The organism is Janibacter limosus (assembly GCF_004295485.1).
Classification (GTDB): domain Bacteria; phylum Actinomycetota; class Actinomycetes; order Actinomycetales; family Dermatophilaceae; genus Janibacter; species Janibacter limosus_A.
The window spans coordinates 916905-935756 of the sequence record NZ_CP036164.1 but is presented as its reverse complement, the minus strand read 5'-3'; the positions used below and the strand labels follow the sequence as shown (position 1 = coordinate 935756).

The 18852-nt window shown below is 69.8% G+C and carries 22 protein-coding genes; 7 read left to right on the top strand and 15 right to left on the bottom strand.

Going from position 1 to position 18852, the window contains the following annotated elements:
* Positions 1–303 precede the first annotated feature (303 nt).
* Positions 304–714, bottom strand: coding sequence for a hypothetical protein (locus tag EXU32_RS04545; RefSeq protein ID WP_130628833.1), 411 nt, complete (start codon positions 712–714; stop codon positions 304–306).
* A gap of 10 nt (positions 715–724) precedes the next feature.
* On the opposite strand from EXU32_RS04545, the gene EXU32_RS04540 reads away from it, so the two are divergent.
* Both EXU32_RS04540 and EXU32_RS04535 read left to right on the top strand, forming a co-directional pair.
* Positions 725–1099, top strand: a complete 375-nt coding sequence (locus tag EXU32_RS04540; RefSeq protein WP_130628832.1) for a DUF6318 family protein — start codon at positions 725–727, stop codon at positions 1097–1099.
* A 308-nt stretch (positions 1100–1407) separates the two neighbouring features.
* Positions 1408–2034, top strand: a complete 627-nt coding sequence (locus EXU32_RS04535) for a hypothetical protein (RefSeq protein WP_130628831.1) — start codon at positions 1408–1410, stop codon at positions 2032–2034.
* Positions 2035–2225: 191 nt separating this feature from the next.
* On the opposite strand, the gene dapF is transcribed toward EXU32_RS04535, so the two are convergent.
* The 4 genes from dapF to EXU32_RS04515 all read right to left on the bottom strand — a co-directional run bounded on the left by dapF (position 2226) and on the right by EXU32_RS04515 (position 5277).
* Positions 2226–3095: a diaminopimelate epimerase gene (gene dapF / locus EXU32_RS04530; RefSeq protein WP_130628830.1), complete on the bottom strand. Its 870-nt coding sequence runs from the start codon at positions 3093–3095 to the stop codon at positions 2226–2228.
* Positions 3092–4015, bottom strand: a complete 924-nt coding sequence (miaA, locus tag EXU32_RS04525; RefSeq protein WP_242612882.1) for a tRNA (adenosine(37)-N6)-dimethylallyltransferase MiaA — start codon at positions 4013–4015, stop codon at positions 3092–3094. Before miaA ends, dapF begins: the two co-directional genes overlap by 4 nt.
* The gene (def, locus tag EXU32_RS04520) at positions 4012–4623 is read right to left on the bottom strand and encodes a peptide deformylase (protein ID WP_130628829.1); all 612 of its coding nucleotides are present in this window, start codon (positions 4621–4623) and stop codon (positions 4012–4014) included. The genes miaA and def overlap by 4 nt, the downstream gene beginning before the upstream one ends.
* 90 nt (positions 4624–4713) lie before the next feature.
* On the bottom strand, positions 4714–5277 hold the full coding sequence (locus EXU32_RS04515) for a YceI family protein (protein WP_130628828.1): 564 nt from the start codon (positions 5275–5277) through the stop codon (positions 4714–4716).
* Between the two features lie 193 nt (positions 5278–5470).
* Here EXU32_RS04515 and EXU32_RS04510 point away from each other — a divergent pair, with 193 nt between their 5' ends.
* Positions 5471–5650, top strand: a complete 180-nt coding sequence (locus tag EXU32_RS04510) for an Rv0909 family putative TA system antitoxin (protein WP_130628827.1) — start codon at positions 5471–5473, stop codon at positions 5648–5650.
* Between the two features lie 74 nt (positions 5651–5724).
* Here the strand turns inward: EXU32_RS04510 and miaB are convergent, their stop codons facing one another.
* From miaB to EXU32_RS17405, 10 genes are all read right to left on the bottom strand, one after another.
* Complete coding sequence (miaB, locus tag EXU32_RS04505) at positions 5725–7263, bottom strand: tRNA (N6-isopentenyl adenosine(37)-C2)-methylthiotransferase MiaB (protein ID WP_130628826.1); 1539 nt, start codon at positions 7261–7263, stop codon at positions 5725–5727.
* 22 nt (positions 7264–7285) lie between these two features.
* Complete coding sequence (locus EXU32_RS04500) at positions 7286–8134, bottom strand: transglutaminase family protein (protein ID WP_130628825.1); 849 nt, start codon at positions 8132–8134, stop codon at positions 7286–7288.
* Complete coding sequence (locus EXU32_RS04495; protein WP_130628824.1) at positions 8131–9051, bottom strand: alpha-E domain-containing protein; 921 nt, start codon at positions 9049–9051, stop codon at positions 8131–8133. The genes EXU32_RS04500 and EXU32_RS04495 overlap by 4 nt, the downstream gene beginning before the upstream one ends.
* A complete protein-coding gene (locus EXU32_RS04490; protein WP_130631046.1) occupies positions 9051–10607 on the bottom strand; it encodes a circularly permuted type 2 ATP-grasp protein in 1557 nt (518 codons plus the stop codon). Before EXU32_RS04490 ends, EXU32_RS04495 begins: the two co-directional genes overlap by 1 nt.
* A gap of 166 nt (positions 10608–10773) precedes the next feature.
* A complete protein-coding gene (locus tag EXU32_RS04485) occupies positions 10774–11454 on the bottom strand; it encodes a regulatory protein RecX (RefSeq protein ID WP_242612881.1) in 681 nt (226 codons plus the stop codon).
* Positions 11455–11462: 8 nt separating this feature from the next.
* A complete protein-coding gene (gene recA, locus EXU32_RS04480) occupies positions 11463–12470 on the bottom strand; it encodes a recombinase RecA (RefSeq protein WP_431603060.1) in 1008 nt (335 codons plus the stop codon).
* Between the two features lie 311 nt (positions 12471–12781).
* Positions 12782–13573, bottom strand: coding sequence for an ABC transporter permease (locus EXU32_RS04475; protein WP_130628822.1), 792 nt, complete (start codon positions 13571–13573; stop codon positions 12782–12784).
* The gene (locus EXU32_RS04470) at positions 13570–14385 is read right to left on the bottom strand and encodes an ABC transporter permease (RefSeq protein WP_130628821.1); all 816 of its coding nucleotides are present in this window, start codon (positions 14383–14385) and stop codon (positions 13570–13572) included. Before EXU32_RS04470 ends, EXU32_RS04475 begins: the two co-directional genes overlap by 4 nt.
* Entirely contained in the window at positions 14385–15320 is a 936-nt protein-coding gene (locus tag EXU32_RS04465; protein WP_130628820.1) for an ABC transporter ATP-binding protein, read from the bottom strand. Before EXU32_RS04465 ends, EXU32_RS04470 begins: the two co-directional genes overlap by 1 nt.
* On the bottom strand, positions 15317–15571 hold the full coding sequence (locus EXU32_RS17405) for a DUF3046 domain-containing protein (protein ID WP_130628819.1): 255 nt from the start codon (positions 15569–15571) through the stop codon (positions 15317–15319). Before EXU32_RS17405 ends, EXU32_RS04465 begins: the two co-directional genes overlap by 4 nt.
* Before the next feature lie 75 nt (positions 15572–15646).
* Here EXU32_RS17405 and EXU32_RS04455 point away from each other — a divergent pair, with 75 nt between their 5' ends.
* From EXU32_RS04455 to EXU32_RS04440, 4 genes are read left to right on the top strand one after another with little or no spacing between them, the layout of a single operon-like run.
* Positions 15647–16693, top strand: coding sequence for an agmatine deiminase family protein (locus EXU32_RS04455; RefSeq protein ID WP_242612880.1), 1047 nt, complete (start codon positions 15647–15649; stop codon positions 16691–16693).
* Positions 16690–17376, top strand: a complete 687-nt coding sequence (locus tag EXU32_RS04450; protein ID WP_130628818.1) for a lysoplasmalogenase family protein — start codon at positions 16690–16692, stop codon at positions 17374–17376. Before EXU32_RS04455 ends, EXU32_RS04450 begins: the two co-directional genes overlap by 4 nt.
* A gap of 39 nt (positions 17377–17415) precedes the next feature.
* Positions 17416–18276, top strand: coding sequence for an SDR family NAD(P)-dependent oxidoreductase (locus EXU32_RS04445; RefSeq protein WP_130628817.1), 861 nt, complete (start codon positions 17416–17418; stop codon positions 18274–18276).
* The gene (locus EXU32_RS04440) at positions 18273–18809 is read left to right on the top strand and encodes a carboxymuconolactone decarboxylase family protein (protein ID WP_130628816.1); all 537 of its coding nucleotides are present in this window, start codon (positions 18273–18275) and stop codon (positions 18807–18809) included. The genes EXU32_RS04445 and EXU32_RS04440 overlap by 4 nt, the downstream gene beginning before the upstream one ends.
* Positions 18810–18852 lie beyond the last annotated feature (43 nt).

Here is an 18852-nt window from a genome sequence, read left to right as displayed (position 1 = left end):
CGTTGGGCGGCCAAGACTCGGTGACGAGCATGGTCGGGGGCAGCCTCGGCTCTCAGCGATGACCTCGCCTCTCCTGTGTCGTGGTCAACGGCGGAGTCGACCTCCGCCAAGTGCTGATCCAACAAGGCTGAGTACCCCCCACGGTGGCCGATCCTCGGTGGCGCGCCCGTCGAGCCCGTCGAAGCCCCATCCAGTCACGTCCGCGGCCACTGCCTCAGCCACGAGCTCGTCGAATATCCGCATGGGTTCAGGCGCCACGCAGGTCGTGATGCAGCCAGGGCGCTTGGCAAGGGAAAAGGTCCTTCACTCCTCCATCCAATCCGGTACCGATAGCAGACGCCACCGAGTTCCCACGTCGTGCCGGGTCTGCACCGGCTGCCTGTGGAAACTCAAGATGCGAACTGGTCCGATCTCAATACGCTGGATGCCTGACAGGCGCCGAGATGGGCGCTCGAGGGAGGACAACAACGTGCGACTGGTGCGACGCCCTGCGGCCTTGGTGGCTGCGACCTGCTTGGCGATCAGCGGCCTGTCCGCCTGCGGCGGCGACGCTGACGGCGAAGGATCCAGCTCGACCACAGTCAGCCCGCTCCCCGGCGACTCGACCACGAGCAGCTCCAGCTCGTCGACGAGCTCGACGTCTTCGTCGAGTACCAGCACGAAGGGGGGCGACGCGGCACCTGCGCTTCCTGCCGCGGCCAGGAAGAACACCAAGGATGGCGCTGTGGCCTTCGCGAAGTTCTACTGGAAGGAGACCAGCCGCGCCGCGTACGTCGGCGATACCTCTCTTCTCAAGACGCTGTACTCGCCAGATTGCGCCCCGTGCAAGGCCTATGTGGACATCGTCAACAAGGACATAGCAAACGGGCTACGGACCGACATCCTCGCCACCAGCATCAAGAAGTCCACATTGGCAGCAAAGACCGACGGCAAGTCAGACGAGGCCGTTTCTCTGACAGCAACAGATGCCGCGTATGAGCTCGTCGACGCCTCAGGGAAATCGGCAGGTAAGACCGACCCACTCACGTACAGGATCATCATCTACGTCGACTGGGAAGGCGGCGAGTGGACCGTAGTCGACAGCTACATGATCACGTGAGGGTCATCGGTGTCGTCGTGGCGGCGCTGTGCCTGGCCCTCGGCACGTCAGCTGCTCAGGCTGTCGACGTCAAGCCCAAAATGACAAACCGCCATGCGACTGCTCAAGCCAGCACCGGTAGACAGCACACGAGCGCAGCGACCTTGGCCAAGGACGCCAAGATTGGTCAAGACACTGACTCCAAGAGCACAGGCAGGGCCAAGGACGTCAAGGTCAACGCTCCGCCGCTGAAGTGGGAGACCAAAACAGTCACCTGCACGAGCGGAAGCGTCGACCCAGCCTGCAGCGCCACGATCATCGACTGCAACATGACTCCAGGCGCATCCGGCCAACCTCGTCTGATCTGGATGCGGCAAGAAGGCACGACCCAGTGGTACGGGCCCCAGCAGATGTGCCTGCCCGGCTACCCGCCAGCCCCCGACGTCAACGACCCCACCATCCCCCCGACGCCCCCGCCGCCACCCGCGCCGACGATCGCCCAGATCCGCTCCGCCTTCCTCGAGCTCCCCTTCGCCAAGCCGTCGGTGTCCATGGAGCCCGTCGGCAACAAGACCCTCGTCGGCCTGCCGACGTACTACCGAGCGGACTGGCCCGACACTGACGACCTCCAACCCGGCGACACAAGCAACTCCGTGAAGCTGCTGTCCTGGACCATCCAGTTCAAGATCGAGGCCAAGGACTACCGCTACACCTACGGCGACGGCACCAAATCAGGGTGGACGACGAGCCAAGGCGGCGTCCACCCGGACGGGGACATCACACACACGTACGAGAGGACCGGCACCCGCTCGGTCAAGGTCGACGCACGACTCGTCGGCCAGTACCGCGTCAACGGCGGCGCCTGGCAAGACCTCGGCGCCGTCGCAGACCTCCAGGACGAACCCGTCACCGAGCTCCAGGTCGTCGGCACCCGCACCCGCCTCGTCACCAACTGAGAGTCCGACGAACCACAACCTCCAGGACAACGGCGGTGTGCGTGAAATGGGCTTCCAGGGAGAGCTGCCGGCCCACTGACTACCACTTCAACGCACGGCCAAGCGGGGCGCGACGACGCCCACGTCCCATGCCACCCACGCTAGGTGTATGCGCATCACTCGCATGTCGAGAGCGGGCGAAGGGGAGGTCCTCAGACGAGCGTCGTCGTCCCGTCCGCGACGAGTACCGCAGGGCCCGCCAGCTCGACCTCGCGGCCGGGCAGCAGGCGCACGCGCAGCGTGCCGCCGGGCACCTCGACCGTCATCTCACCGGTGGCGTCGACGTCGCCCGACCAGAAGGCGGTGCCGATCGCCGCGACGCACACGCCGGTACCGCAGGAGCGGGTCTCGCCGACGCCGCGCTCGTGCACCCGCATCGAGATGCGGCCCGGGCCGAGGACGCGGACGAACTCGACATTGCTGCCCTCGGGCGGCACCGGGTTGACGGCCGGTGGCCGCCGCAGCCGGATGCCGTTGAGGTTGACGTTCTCCGGCAGCGCCACGACGGTGTGCGGGTTGCCCAGGTCGAGCGAGAGCGCCGAGTACGGCTCGGTGATGTCCTCGGCCTCGTCGACGTGCACCAGGGAGTCGAAGCCCTGCGACTGCGCCTTGGCCTCGTCGACGAAGCGCCAGGTGCCCATGTGGGTCACGACGTCATCTCCCTCGAAGCGGATCCGCCGCAGGCCCGCCCGGGTGGCGATGGCGAAGGACTCCCCCACGAGACCCTCGCGGCGCAGCCAGGTCGCGAAGACTCGCGTGCCGTTGCCACACATCTGGGCGAGCGAGCCATCGGCGTTGCGGTAGTCCATGAACCACTCGGCCTCGTCGGCCAGCGCCGCGATGTCCGCCTCCGCGGCGCGGGCGGTGCGCACGATGCGGATCACGCCGTCGCCGCCGATGCCCGCCTGGCGGTCGGCGAGCAGCGCGACCTGCGCGGGGGTCAGGTCGAGCTCGCCGTCGAGGTCGGGGATGAGCACGAAGTCGTTCTCCGTGCCGTGACCCTTGGTGAAAGGCAGGTTCATGGGGTCCATTGTGTCGGACGCGCGGCCAACTCCAGCGCCGCCTCCCGCAGCCCGGCCCCCGCGGCGTCGAGCCACTCCACGCGCGGGTCGGGACGCCACCACGACTCCTGCCGCCGGGCATAGCGCCGCGTCGCGCGGGCGGTGTCGTCGATCGCCTCCACCCGCCCCCAGCGCCCGTCGATCTCACCGAGCGCCTGCGCGTAGCCGATGGCGCGCGAGGCGGTCCGGCCGCCACGCAGCCCGGCCGCGTCGAGTCGGACCACCTCGTCGAGCAACCCGTCCTCCCACATCCCACGGGCCCGGCGCTCGATCCGCTGCGTCAGCGCCGCCCAGTCGTCGCGCAGCCCGATGACGAGCGAAGGGCGCCGGTAGCGCTTGGTCGGTGCCGTCGCCGAAAACGGGCGGCCGGTGATCTCGACGACCTCGAGGGCGCGGATGATCCGCCGGATGTTGTTGGGCTCGATGGCGTCGGCGGCGGCCGGGTCGAGCTCACGCAACCGATGACGAAGGGCGTCGCTCCCCCCTTCGCCCTCGGCCTGCTCCTCGAGCCGGGCCCGCACGACGGGATCCGTCGGTGGGATCTCGAGGTGGTCGAGGGCGGCACGGACGTAGAGCCCGGACCCACCCGCGAGGATCGGCACGAGCCCGCGTCCGAGGACGTCGACGATGGTCGTCTCGACCCGCGACTGGTAGTCGGCCAGCGTCGCCTCGTCGGTCACCTCGAGGACGTCGAGGAGGTGGTGCGGGATGTCGCGCCGCTGCTCGGCCGGCAGCTTGTTGGTGCCGATGTCCATGCCGCGGTAGAGCTGCATGGCGTCGGCGTTGACGACCTCGCCACCGAGCTCCTCGGCGAGGTCGAGCGCGAGATCGGACTTGCCGGTCGCGGTCGCGCCGACGACCGCGATGACCTGGGGGATCACTCGCCGTCGAGGTCCGGGTCGTCGAGGTCCGGGTCGTCGTGACCGAAGGGGTCGGGCCCCTCCCCCGGCAGCCAGGTCAGACCGGGGACGCCCCAGCCCTCCGCCTTGACGGCCTTGCGGGCCTTCTTCTTCCACTTGTCGCCCAGCCGGTCGACGTAGAGGAAGCCGTTGAGGTGGTCGTACTCGTGCTGCATGCAGCGGGCGAACCAGCCGGTGGCACCGAAGGCGATCTCGTTGCCGTCCCAGTCGTACCCGGTCACCTCGGCGCTCTCCCCCCGACGAAGGGGGAAGGAGTACCCGGGGACGGACAGGCAGCCCTCGGACTCGTGGTCGCGGTCCGGCTCGCCGACGGCCGGCTTCGCGGCCTTGACGTACGGGTTGATGACGTGGCCCAGGGTGGGGACGCCGTCGTCGTTGGCCATGCTCCACGTGTAGATCCGCAGGCCGATCCCGATCTGGGGTGCGGCCAGGCCGACGCCGTGGGCGGCCTCCTGCGTGGCGTACATGTCCTCGACGAGGGTGCGCAGCTGCGCGTCGAACTCGGTGACCGGCTCCGCACGGGTGTGCAGGACCGGCTCACCCGTGATGGTGATGGGGTGGATCGTCATGGAGGGGATCCTATGCGGCACCACGCCCGGGCATGACGAAGCCGGGACCGGACAGGGGTTCCGGTTCCCGGCTCCGCGGGAGGTCGAGACTCAGGCCTGCTTGATGGCCGAGATCTCGAGGTTCAGGGTGACCTTCTTCGAGACGAGGACGCCACCGGTCTCGAGGCCGGCGTTCCAGGTCAGGCCCCAGTCCTCGCGCTCGACGACGGTGGAGGCGCTGAAGCCGGCGCGCAGGTTGCCGAAGGGGTCCTGGGCGGTGCCCTCGAACTCGGCCTTGAGGACGACCGGCTTGGTGACACCGAGGATCGTCAGGTCACCGGCGAGGTCGAACTCGTTGCCGTCGACGTTGGAGATGCCGGTGGAGACGAAGGTGATCTCCGGGTGGTTCTCGACGTCGAAGAAGTCGGCGGACTTGATGTGGCCGTCACGGTCGGCGGAGCCGGTCTCGACGGACGCGGTCTTCATCGTGGCGCTCGCGGTTGAGGCGGCGAAGTCGTCGGCGACGGTGATCGCGCCCTCGAGGTCGCGGAAGTAGCCGCGGACCTTGGTGACCATCGCGTGGCGGGCGACGAAGCCGGCCTCGCTGTGGCTGACGTCGACGACGTAGGTGCCGGCGGCGAGGTCCTGCAGGGCGGTGGTGGTGACGTCAGTCATGTGGAGCTCCTTGGGGGTGATCAGGTGGTGTGAGGAACAAGCACGACACTAGAGGCTTTTGGTTGTCGTGTCAACTATTGGTTTTTCAACCACACCTCATCCTGCCTCGCTTCCGGTTGAAGCGCGAGGGATGCCATGTTTCGCTGTACGGGTACGGCCCACACCGGGCGACTCACCACAGAAGGAGAACACCATGGGGTTCGACGATCTGACGGGCAAGGCCACCGACGCTCTCGGCGAGAACAGCGACAAGGTCGAGCAGTTCAGCGACCAAGGCCTGGACAAGGCCGGCGAGTTCGCCGAGGGCAAGGGCCTCGACGCCGAGAAGACCGACCAGGGCCGGGAGTTCCTCGACGGCAAGATCGGCGAGTGAGCTTCCGCTCCTGACGACGAAGGGGGTCGGTCACCATCACGGTGACCGACCCCCTTCGCCATGCCCGGGTGCGCTCAGGCCCCGCAGGCGGGTGCGCTGACCTCGACGGGGTCGGGGGCCCCGATGCGCGGCATGCCGAGCGAGACGCTGGGCTTGACGACGACCCCGTCGCCACCCTGGTCCTGCAGCGCCGCCCAGGCGTCGCCTCCCTTCGTCCGGCGGACGGCAAAGGCGCCGCCCTCGAGTGCCGAGTCGGCGACGAGGTGGTGCGGAGCGCCGTAGGTGACGCCGACGGTGACCATGTCGCCCGGCCGAGGGCGCTCTGCCTCGGGCAGGTCCGGCGGCAGCGAGAAGTGGACGAGGCGGTTGTCGCGGGCCCGCCCGCTCAGGCGAGCGGTCGCGGAGTCCTTGCGCCCCTCGCCCGTCGCGACGAGGACCTCGAGCTCGCGTCCCTCCTGCTCACGGTTGCCGGCCCAGGAGACCTCCTCCTGCAGGGCGACGAGACGCTCGTAGCGCTCCTGGACGACCTCCTTGGGCACCTGGTCGGCCATCGTCGCGGCCGGCGTGCCCGGACGGATCGAGTACTGGAAGGTGAAGGCGGAGCTGAAACGCGACTCGCGCACCACGCGCAGCGTCTCGGCGAAGTCCTCCTCGGTCTCGCCCGGGAACCCGACGATGATGTCGGTCGTGATCGCCGCGTCCGGGATCTGCTCGCGCACGCGGTCGATGATGCCGAGGAACTTCGCCGAGCGATAGCTGCGGCGCATGTCCTTGAGGACCTTGTCGGAGCCGGACTGCAGCGGCATGTGCAGGCTGGGCATGACATTGGGCGTCTGCGCCATGGCCTCGATGACGTCGTCGGTGAAGGCAGCCGGGTGGGGGCTGGTGAAGCGCACCCGCTCCAGCCCCTCGATGGCACCGCAGGCGCGCAGCAGCTTGCCGAAGGCGAGCTTGTCGCCGAACTCGACGCCGTAGCTGTTCACGTTCTGCCCCAGCAGGGTCACCTCGAGGACGCCCTGGGCGACGAGCGCCTCGACCTCGGCGAGGATCTCGCCCGGCCGGCGGTCCTTCTCCTTGCCGCGAAGGGCGGGGACGATGCAGAAGGTGCAGGTGTTGTTGCAGCCGACCGAGATCGACGTCCAGCCCGAGTAGGCGGAGTCGCGTCGGGTGGGCAGGGCCGAGGGGAAGGTCTCGAGGGACTCGAGGATCTCGACCTGCGCCTCCTCGTTGTGCCGCGCCCGGTCCAGGAGCGCCGGCAGGGAGCCGATGTTGTGCGTGCCGAAGACGACGTCGACCCAGGGCGCCCTGTCGACGATCGTCGCCCGGTCCTTCTGCGCCATGCAACCGCCGACGGCGATCTGCAGGTCGGGGTTGCGCTGCTTGAGCTGGCGCAGCTGGCCGAGGTTGCCGTAGAGCTTGTTGTCGGCGTTCTCCCGCACGGCACAGGTGTTGAAGACGACGACGTCGGCCACCTCACCCCGGTCGTCGGTGGGCAGGCTCGCGAGGTCCACGTAGCCGGCGGTCTCGAGGAGACCGGCCAACCGCTCGGAGTCGTGGACATTCATCTGGCACCCGTGGGTGCGCACGTCATAGGTCTTGGGCGTCGCAGTCATGGCCCGTCAAGGGTACGTCGGCTCACCCGAGGCGGGTGTAGGTGATCTCCAGCTCGAGGTCGGTGATCTCCGGTCCGACGAACATCCCACGGAAGGGAGAGACATCGTCGTAGTCACGCCCACGGCCGACGACCACGTGGTCCAACCCCACCGGGCCGACATTGGTCGGGTCGAGCGGGTGCCACCCGCCGTCCCACAGCTCGATCCACGCGTGGTTACGGGCCTGGACCGTGGCGCCGCGGGCGACCTCGCCGTCCTCGACGGTGAGGTACCCGCTGACGTAGCGGGCCGGGATCCCGACGCTCCGCAGGGCGCCGAGCGTCAGGTGGGCGAAGTCCTGGCAGACGCCACCACGGCGCTCCCAGACCTCGGCCGCGGTGGCCTGCCACCCGGTGATGCCCCTCTCGTAGGTCAGTGCCTCGTGGACCCGGGCGACGATGTCCATGGCGGCAGCGCGGGGCGTCGGCGCCTCGGCGTACTCGCGGGCGAGTGCAGCGACCTCCTCCGGAGGGTCGGTCCGCTCGGTCTGCGCGAGGAACTCGCTCAGGTCATCGACCGTGCGGGGCGCGCGCACGGCCTCCCAGCCGACGTCCTCGGCCTCGACGGGCAGCTCCGAGCGCTCCACCGTGCTCGTGGCCTCGATCTCGAGGACGTCGTGAGGAGTCTGTGACTCCATCGCCATGACCTGGGTGCCCCAGTGGTCCTCGTAGACATTGCTCCAGGTGAGCGGGCGCACGCGGACGCGGGCCTCGAGGGTCGCCTGCCCCGGCTCGCTCACGGGGATCATCCGCAGCTCGTTGTGCGCTGCGGTGACCTCGCCGTCATAGCGCATCGTCGTGCGGTGGACGATGCGGTGGCGCCTGCTGCTCATACGATCTCTCCCGTCCACTCCTGGACCGGCGCGGACATGAAGTAGCGCGCTCCGATCGCGTCCGATGCCGCCGTGACGGCCTCCTGCACCAGCTGCATCCGCTCGGGCAGGTCGTGCAGCACCGTGGCGGGGTTGCTGAACTCCAGCGACGTGCGGATCTGCCCGAGGATGCGGCGGGCCTCGTCGGAGAAGCCCACCCGGTCCTTGTCCGGCGACAGGTTGATCAGCCGGTCCTCGGCCTCCTTGAGCGCGGCGATGACCGACCGCGGGAAGCGTCGGTCCAGCGTGAGGAAGGCCGCGGCCGTGCGGTCGGTGACGACGCCACGCATCGTGCGCAGCATGGCCTGCTGCGCACCGCAGCTGGCCAGGACCGAGCCCCACCCGGGACCGAAGTCGCTGGCCCCCGTCGCCACGAGGCGGGCGGTCATGTCGGCGCGCTCCAGCGCGCGACCCAGCACGAGGAAGTCCCAGGCGTCGTCGTGGCTCATCGTGGTGTCGGTCAGCCCGTCGAGGAGGGCGGCTCGCTCGCGCACCCATCCGAGGTGGTGCTGGGTGGCCCGGCCCGGGGTGAAGGCGTTCCACCGGTGGTAGGTCGTGTTGATCGCCTCCCACATCTCGGTGGAGACCGTCTCGCGGGCGCGACGGGCGTTCTCGCGAGCCTGGTGCCAGGACCCCGAGACGGCGTTGGGGTTGCCGGCGTCGAAGACGAGCATGCGACTGGTCCCGAGATAGTCGACCTCGCCGACGTCCTCGTAGCCCATGATCCCGCGCAGGACCATCGTGCAGGCGGTCTGCTCGTCCGCTGCCGGGTCCTCGAGCAGCTGCAGGCGCAGCACGTCGACGATCCGGGCGGTGCCGTCGGCGCGCTCGATGTAGCGGCCGATCCAGAAGAGTGAGTCCGCGATCCTGCTGAGCATCACAGCTCCTCCTCGCTCGGGGTCTGGGACTGCGACTGGGACTGGGACTGAGTCGGCTCCGGCTCCGGCTCCGGCTCGGCATCGAGCTCGTGCGTCCCCGTGCCGGTGCCGAGGAAGATGACCTCACGCTCGTCGTCGGCCGTGTGGGACAGGCGGTTGTAGCGACCAGCGAGGACCCAGGTGTCCTTGGACCCACCGCCCTGGCTGGAGTTGACGACGAGCTGGCCCTCGGGCAGGGCCACACGGGTGAGTCCACCCGGAAGCACCTGCACGTCGTTGCCGTCGTTGACGGCGAAGGGCCGCAGGTCCACGTGCCGGGGTCGCAGCTTGCCGTCGATGAGGGTGGGGACCGTCGACAGCTGCACCACCGGTTGGGCGATCCAGCCGCGTGGGTCCTCCGTGAGCTTGGCTCGCAGGTCGTCGAGCTCCCGGCTGCTGGCGGCGGGACCGACGACCAGGCCCTTGCCGCCGGAGCCGTCGACCGGCTTGGTCACCATCTCGTCGAGCCGGCCCAGCACCTCCCGCAGGGCCTCGGGCTCCTGGAGGCGGTAGGTGTCGACATTGGGCAGGATCGGGTCCTCGTCGAGGTAGTAGCGCGTCAGGTCGGGCACGTACGAGTAGACGAGCTTGTCGTCGGCGACGCCGTTGCCGATGGCATTGGCGAGTGTCACCCGACCGGCGCGGACCGCTGAGATCAGACCGGTCACCCCGAGCATCGAGTCGCGCCGGAAGTGCACCGGGTCGAGGAAGTCGTCGTCGATGCGTCGGTAGATGACGTCGACCCGCTCCTCGCCATGGGTCGTGCGCATGCGCACCTCGCCCCCGCGGACGACGAGGTCGCGACCCTCGACGAGCTCGACGCCCATCATCCGGGCGAGCAGGGTGTGCTCGAAGTAGGCGCTGTTGTAGACGCCGGGGGTGAGCACGACCACCGTCGGGTCGGCCCTCCCCTCGGGAGCCGAGGCGCGCAGCGCCTGCAGGAGCATCCGGGGGTAGTCGTGCACCGGCCGGATGCGCATGGTGGCGAAGGCCTCGGGGAAGACATTGGTCATCGCGCGACGGTTGGCGATGACGTACGAGACGCCGGACGGTACCCGCACGTTGTCCTCGAGGACGCGGAAGGTGCCCTCCTCGTCGCGGATCAGGTCGATGCCGCTCACGTGGGCCCGGACACCGTTGGGCGGGCGCAGCCCGGTCACGGCGCGGTGGTAGTGGCTGGAGGTGGAGATGAGCTTCCACGGGACGATGCCGTCCTCGACCGCTCGCGGCAGACCGCTCGGCCGGCTGTAGATGTCGTCGAGGAAGGCCTCGAGCACCTTGACCCGCTGGGCGACACCGAGCTCGACATCGTGCCAGGCCTCGGCGTCGATGACGCGTGGGACCGCGTCGAGCGGGAAGGGTCGCTCCTCGCCGGCGTGGTCGAAGGTCACGCCCTGCTCGAAGAACATCCGGGCCAGAGCATCCGCGCGGTCCTTCAGCTCCTGCGGCTCCATGGAGCGAAGGGTGTGGTGGATCGGCTTGTAGGGCTGGCGGGGATCGCCCCCTTCGTCCAGCATCTCGTCCCATGCCGCGCCGCGGGCGTAGGTCCCGAAGAGAGAGTCGTTGTCCGTCACGGCGCCCACACTACGCACGCGAGCGCCCCGGTCGCCGCGTTGCGGTGCGGTGCGGCGGTGCGGCGACGAGCACGTACCGCGCCGGGCTCGGAGCCCGCACCGCTGGGCGTCAGTCGCGCTGGTGCTCCGGCTGGGCGTCGAGAGCCTCGGCGATGACGACCCTGGTGACATCGCTGCCGTATCCCTTGCGGGCGAGCATGCCCGCCAGGCGGCGCGTCTGGACCGTGCGGTCCAGGCCGTGCATGGAGCGCAGCCGCTTGGCCACGAGCTCGTGCGCACGCTCCCGCTCGTCCTGCGGGTCGACCTCGTCGAGCACCGCCTGCGCGAGCTCGTCGTTGACGCCCTTCTTGCGCAGCTCGTGGGACAACGCCCGGCGCGCCAGACCTCTCCCGGCCTGCTTGGACCGGACGAAGGCCTGCGCGTAGGCCTCGTCGTCGACCAGCCCCACCTGCTCGAAGCGGTCGAGGACCTCGGCCGCCACGTCGTCGGGACAGCCCTTGCGGCGCAGGGCCTTCTCCAGCTCGGAGCGCGACTTGGGCGCCCCGGTGAGCAGCCGCAGGACGACGGCGCGCGCGACGGCGTACGCATCCGCGTCCGCATCCTTGGCCTGTGGGTCGGGCGGCGGGATCCGTCGAGACGGCTGCTGCACGGCCGGCTGCGGGATCGCGGTGCCCGCCTCGACAGCGGAGACCGCCGCACGCAGCCCTTCGAGGCTCGTCGCTGGCGCTCCTCGCACCTCAGGACGGCGCCCTTCGAGCGTGCGTGCGGCGGCAGCCTCGTCAGTGCTCATGTCGCGGCTCAGAAGTCGACCGGGACCTCGGCCGGCTCGTCGGCCGACTCGTCGACCGGCCGGACACCGATGCCGAGCTTGGTCTTGATCTTGGCCTCGATCTCCTCGCCGAGCAGCGGGTTGTCCTTGAGGAACTTGCGGGCATTCTCCTTGCCCTGGCCCATCTGGTCGCCCTCGTAGGTGTACCAGGCGCCGGCCTTGCGGACGAAGCCGTGCTCGACACCCATGTCGATCAGACCGCCCTCGCGGGAGATGCCCTGGCCGTAGAGGATGTCGAACTCGGCCTGCTTGAAGGGCGGCGAGACCTTGTTCTTGACGACCTTGACGCGGGTGCGGTTGCCGACCGCGTCGGTGCCGTCCTTGAGCGTCTCGATGCGACGCACGTCGAGGCGGACCGAGGCGTAGAACTTCAGCGCCTTGCCACCCGTGGTCGTCTCGGGCGAGCCGAACATGACGCCGATCTTCTCGCGGAGCTGGTTGATGAAGATCGCCGTGGTGCCCGAGGTGCTCAGCGCACCCGTGATCTTGCGCAGGGCCTGGCTCATCAGACGGGCCTGGAGACCGACGTGGCTGTCACCCATCTCGCCCTCGATCTCGGCGCGGGGCACGAGCGCGGCGACGGAGTCGATGACGATGATGTCGAGCGCACCGGAGCGGATGAGCATGTCGGCGATCTCGAGCGCCTGCTCACCGGTGTCCGGCTGGCTGACGAGGAGGGCATCGGTGTCGACGCCCAGCTTCTTGGCGTAGTCGGGGTCGAGCGCGTGCTCGGCGTCGATGAAGGCCGCGATGCCACCGGCCCGCTGGGCGCTGGCGACGGCGTGCAGGGCGACGGTCGTCTTTCCGGAGGACTCCGGACCGTAGATCTCGACGACGCGGCCGCGAGGCAGCCCGCCGATGCCGAGGGCCACGTCCAGCGCGATCGATCCGGTGGGGATGACCGCGATCGGGGGACGGATGTCGTCGCCGAGGCGCATGACCGCGCCCTTGCCGTGGGCCTTCTCGATCTGGCCCATGACATTGTCGAGGGACTTGAGCTTCTGCTCCTGGAGCTTGCTGTCGATGGCGGTGACGTCAGCCATGCCACACCTTCCTGATTCATCGTGTCGGGCGCGTCCACCGGCGACCAGATCTGCACAGTGGGACGTCTCGTGCTGTCTGGTCAGACGCTAGGAGCCACCACCGACAACGGTCCGCAGCTGCCCTGAGGCTGTGGACACCGGTGTCATCGGTCGAGCACCTGTGGACGACGTTACCCGAACACGTGTTCGAGGGTGGGAGCGGCGCGCCGACACGCCGCGGCTCCCCCCTTCGTCCTGCTCGCCCCTCAGGACCGCAGCAGCGTCTCGATCCGACGCGACGTCGCCCAGACCCCGACGACACCCAGCACGACGAGGTAGCCGACGTGCCACAGCAGGCCCCAGCCGACCTCGCCGAGCATGAGCCCACGCTCCAGCGCGACCCCGTGGTAGAGCGGCGTCGCCTGCACGATCGGCTGCGCCCATCCCGGGTAGGTGGCCAGCGGGAAGAAGGTCGCCGACAGCAGGAAGAGCGGCTGGATGACGAGCATGATCCAGTCGAAGTCGACCCAGGAGCGCATGAAGGTCGTGGCGAACATGCCGACCGCGGCGAAGGCCAGGCCGATGAAGATCGCCGCAGGTACCGCGAGCAGCGACCACCACGACTCGACGACCCCGACCGCGAGCGCGACGAGGTAGAAGACGAGCGCGTAGACCCCGCCCCGGATCAGCGACCAGACGACCTCGCCGACCGCGATGTCGCGAGGAGCCAACGGGGTGGCGAGCATGGCGTCGTAGATCCGCGCGTACTTCAGCTTGAAGAAGACGTTGAAGGTCGAGTCCATGACCGCGCCGTTCATCGCCGAGCTGGCGAGCATGGCCGGCGCGACGAAGGCCGCGTAGGAGACCTGCGACCCCCCGTCGGTCATGACGAAGGGGACGAGCGACCCGACACCGATGCCGAGGGAGAAGAGGTAGAAGACCGGCTCGGCGAAGCCGGTGACGAATGCCGCCCACTGCCGCCGGAAGCTCACGACATTGCGCTCCACGACCGAGCGCCACATCGCCAGGCCGGGCGTCAGGACACCACTGGCACTCATGAGACCAACCTCGCGGTCATCCCGGTGCGGGCGTAGACCCACCCGACGGCGATGAAGACCAGCAGCACCACCAGGTGCACGAGGTCGAAGGGGGCGAAGCTCCCGTGGGCGGACGAGCGCACCAGCTCCACGCCGTGCCACAGCGGCGTCACCCAGGCGAGCGCCTCGAGGACGATCGGCAGCCGGTCGACGGGGAAGAAGACGCCGGAGAAGAGCATGAGGGGCGTGATGACGAGCCGGTAGACGACGTTGAAGGAGGAGTCCCCCTTCGCCCGCGCGGTGAACCCGAAGAGCGGCACGGCGAAGGCGAGGGTCACGAGGACCCCGACCGGGACCGCGAGCTGCACCCACCACGACGTGAAGCTGCCGAAGAGGGCCGCCACGAGCACGAAGGCCGCGGCGGCGAGGCCGCCCTGTGCCGCGATGACGCCGAGGTGGCCCAGCAGGATGTCGCTGACGGTCAGGGGCGTGGCGAGCATCGAGTGGTACATCCGGTTCCACGTGAAGAGGCCGTAGACCGGGTAGGTCGACTCGCTGACCGCGCTGAGCATCGCCTGGACGGCGACCATCCCGGGCGCGACGAAGAGCAGGTAGGGGACGCCGTCCACTCCCCCGGACGCGCCGTCGACGAGCGAGCCGAGTCCCAGGCCCATCGCCAGGAGGAAGAGGAGCGGCGAGACGAAGCGGCTGAAGAGCGAGCCCTGCCAGGTCCGCTTGTAGACGACGAGGAAGTAGCCGGCGACGGCCCGGACGCGCTCCGCGGGACGAAGGGGGGTCCGCTCGCCGTGGACGTGGCGGGAGACTGCGGTCATCAGTCGACCAGGGTGCGCCCGGTCAGGCGCAGGAAGACGTCCTCGAGGGTCGAGCGACGCACGATCGAGGTGATCGGCTGCAGACCGCGGGCGTGCACGGCCTCGAGGGCGCCGTCGCCGTGGTCGGTGTAGACGAGCAGACGGTCGGGCAGCGCCTCGACATAGCTGCCGACGCCGTCGACCAGGTGGACGACGTCGGAGTGGTCGGCGCGCTCGTCCAGCGGCAGCCGCAGCTCGAGCACCTCACGGGTGGAGTGCTGCTCGATGAGCGAGCGCGGCGAGCCCTCGGCGACGATCCGGCCGTGGTCCATGACGACGAGCCGGTCGCACAGCTGCTCGGCCTCGTCCATGTAGTGGGTCGTGATGATGAGCGTGACGCCCTGCCGCTTGAGCCGGAAGAGCCGGTCCCACAGCACGTGCCGCGCCTGCGGGTCCAGGCCGGTCGTGGGCTCGTCGAGCAGCAGGATCTCGGGGTTGTTGATGAGGGACCGGGCGATCGTCAGCCGGCGCTTCATCCCGCCGGACAGCGGCTCGACCTTGTCCCCCCGCCGCTCGGTCAGCTGGGCGAAGTCGAGCAGCTCGTCGGTGCGCTCGCGGATCACCTTGCGCGGCAGGCCGAAGTAGCGCCCGTAGACGTGCAGGTTCTCCTCGACGGTGATCTCCTCGTCGAGGTTGTCCTGCTGGGGGCAGTTGCCCAGGCGGGCGCGCACGGCGGCGCCCTCGGTCACCGGGTCGAGCCCGAAGATGCGCAGCTCGCCACCGCTGGGCGGGGAGGTCGCAGCGACCATCTTCATCGTCGAGGACTTGCCGGCGCCGTTGGGTCCGAGGAACCCGAAGGACTCCCCACTGGTCACCTGCACGTCGATCCCGTCGACGGCGGTGAAGTCACCGAAGGTCTTGGTCAGTCCTCTGGCGCTCAGCAGGACGTCGTTCACCCCGGCCCCTCGTTGGCGATCTCGGGCGGGACCTCCACCGGTGGCCGGTCGAGGCCCAGACGGCGGTGGCTGGGGATGTCGAGGTCCTCGCAGAGCGTCTCCCACACCCGGCGGGGCGACTCCCCTTCGTCCAGCGCGACGGTCACGGTGCGGTCCCCGAGGGCCTGCACGACGTGGCCACGCGCGAGCGTGTGGGCATAGGTCTCCCCGAACTCGTCCTCCATGAGGGTCCAGAATCGGCTGACTCGCACGCCCTGCAGTGTAGGTGCCACGCAGGACGGCGAGGGACGGCATACTGCAGCCACGACGACCTAGGAGGGCGCCCGATGGGCCTGACGACCCAATGGCGGATGCCCGCCGAGTGGGCCGACCACGAGCGCACGTGGATGGCGTGGCCGAGCAACGGCTACACGCTCGGCGAGACCCCCGCCGATGCCGAGATCGCCCGGCGCACCTGGACGGACGTGGCGCGCGCCGTCGCGCGCTTCGAGCCCGTGACGATCGTCGTGCCCCCCAACGACATCCACCTGTGCCGCGAGTACATCCGCAACGACACGCGCCACCCGATCGACATCGTCATCGCCGACCTCGACGACGCGTGGATGCGCGACATCGGACCGACCTTCGTCCTCGCCCCGGACGGCGAGCTGGGTGGGGTCGACTGGATCTTCAACGGCTGGGGCGGGCAGGCCTGGGCCACCTGGGGGTTCGACGCACGGATCGCCTCGCAGGTGGCGGATGCGGCGGGGGCCCACCACATCCCGTCGTCGATCGTGGGCGAAGGGGGTGGCCTGCACGTCGACGGGGAGGGCACCATCCTCCTCACCGAGACGGTCCAGCTCGACCCGGGCCGCAACCCCGGAGCGACGAAGGGCGACATCGAGTCCGAGATGGGACGGCTCCTCGGCGTCGACACCTTCATCTGGCTGCCGCGTGGGCTGACCCGCGACTACGGCGAGTTCGGCACACGCGGGCACGTCGACATCGTCGCGACCTTCACCGAGCCCGGCCACGTGCTGCTGCACTGGCAGGAGGACGAGTCGCACCCCGACCACGCGGTCAGCCGGGAGGTCGAGGCCCTGCTGCTGGCCGCCACCGACTCCGCGGGCCGCTCCCTCGAGGTCACCCGCATCCCCGCGCCCCGGACCCTCACCGACGACGAGGGCCCGGTCGACTGGTCCTACGTCAACCACCTCGTGTGCAACGGCGGGGTGGTCGCCTGCTCCTTCGACGACCCGCACGACGAGCGCGCGCTCGAGGTGCTGCGTGAGGCTTACCCCGGGCGTGAGGTCGTCACGGTCGACGCCCGCCCCCTCTTCGACCGCGGTGGGGGGATCCACTGCATCACCCAGCAGCAGCCGGAGTCGTCGTGAGCGCCTTGCCAGCGATCCGTTCACGCGCTGACCTGCTCGCCTACGTCCCGCTCGCTGTCGCGACGACCCTGGCCGACGTCGCGGGTCGCGACCGCACCCATGCCGCGACCAAGGTGCTCCTGGCTCCGACGCTCGCAGCCGGGGTGGTGGCGACACGCGACCAGCGGACCCCCACCAGGACCGGGACGCTGCTGGCCGCCCTGGCCGGGTCGACCGTCGGCGACTGGTTCATGTACCGATCGAGCCGCTCCGAGGGTCAGACGTCCCGTTCGCTGATGCGCGTGGGCGCGAGCGCCTTCGCCATGCAGCAGACCGGCCTCATCGGCCTGCTCGTCGCCGATGGCGCCAGGCCTCGAGGCCTCCCGACCGCGATGGCGGTGACGACGCTCGCCGGGCTCGCGGTGCTCGACGCCGACGGCGGCGCCCCCGACCCCGTGCTCACCGGGTACGGCCTGCTGCTCGGCTCGATGTCCGCGCTGGCGATGGGCGAAGGGAGCAGACCCCGCCACGGTCGCACCATCGCCCTCGGCGGCGCCCTCTTCCTGGTCTCCGACGCCGCGATCATCGTCGGGGAGCGCTTCGCGAGCACGCCTCGGGCGCAGGCGATCTCGTCCGGCGTCATCCTCTCGACCTACACGGCGGCGCTCGCGCTGCTCGTGCACGGGCTGCGCGACGAGTCCTGAGGGGTCGCCACCGACTGCGTTCGTTGTTACCGTCTGGTAATGCCCCTCTCCCCTCGCCCCAAGTACACCCCGGCCCTGCGTGGCCGTCGCGTCCTCATCACGGGGGCAGCGCGCGGCATCGGGGCCGGGATCGCCGACCTCCTGACCGCCCACGGCGCTCGTGTCGCCCTCGCCGGCCTCGAGCCCGAGCTGCTGGCCGAGGTCGCTCGCCGCAACAACGCCCCATGGCGAGAGTGCGATGTCTCCGACCCCGACGCGGTCGACCGGGCCGTGGAGGAGCTGGTCACCGAGCTGGGCGGACTCGATGTCGTCATCGCCAACGCTGGTCTGGCCAAGCAGCTGCCGATCATCGGCGGCCAGCCCGATGTCATGGAGGCCCACCTGCGGGTCAACACCCTGGGTGTCTTCTACACCCTGCGCGCGACGGGTCCCCACATCTCGCACCCCAGCGGCTACGCGATGGCGACCTCCTCGCTCGGCGGCGCGGTACACGTCCCTCTCCTGGGGGCCTACAGCGCGAGCAAGGCTGCGGTGGAGGCGATCGGCAACACCCTTCGCCAGGAGATCAAGCCCAGCGGAGCCAAGGTCGGCGTGGCCTACTACTCCGAGCTGGAGACCGACATGACCAGCCGCGGCTTCGCGACGACGGCCGGCAAGAAGCTGACCGGTGGCGGCACCGTCAGCGGTGTTGCGCCCATCGAGGCCGGCCTGCGTGCCCTCGAGCGCGGCATCGCCCGGCGCAGCCGTCGGATCACGGCCCCGGCCTGGGTCGGCCCGGTCGTCCCCCTTCGTCATGTCGCGCAGCGGGTCGTCGAGCTCAAGCCGCTGCCCCACCTCGTGGAGTCCCTCGAGATCGCGCGCACGGAGCAGGTCGAGTACACGACGGAGCAGCCAAAGTGACGGCCCGGATCGCCCCGGGCACCCTCCGCGAGCTCGGGCCGGTCCGCTGGGGCTTCGCTCGCGCCGCCGGTCGGGTGACGGGGACCGAGCCGCCGGCGATCTTCACGACGCTCGGGCGGACCAAGGGCCTGTTCACCGGCTGGCTGCACTTCGCCGGTCGGCTCATGCCCTTCGGCTCACTGCAGCGAAGGGAGTCCGAGCTGGTCATCCTCACCGTCGCCACCGAGCGTGGCTGCGACTACGAGCGCGAGCACCACCGCCTGCTCGGCCGGCGTGCCGGGCTGACGACTGCCGAGATCGAGGCGGTCCTCGCCAACACCGTCGTCGACAGCCTGAGCCCCCGTGAGGCGGTGCTGCGCGAGAGCGCGCAGGTGCTCGTGCGCACCCAGGACCTCGACGACGCGCAGTGGGAGCGGCTGCGCTCGGTGACGACCGAGCGCGAGGCGATCGAGCTGCTCCTGCTCGTCGGTCACTACGACATGCTCGCGACGACGCTCATGACGCTGAGGCTGGAGCCGGACAGGCACCGCTGACGGTTGTCCACAGATGTGCGTTTGGGCAAGGTCGACTCGCTCG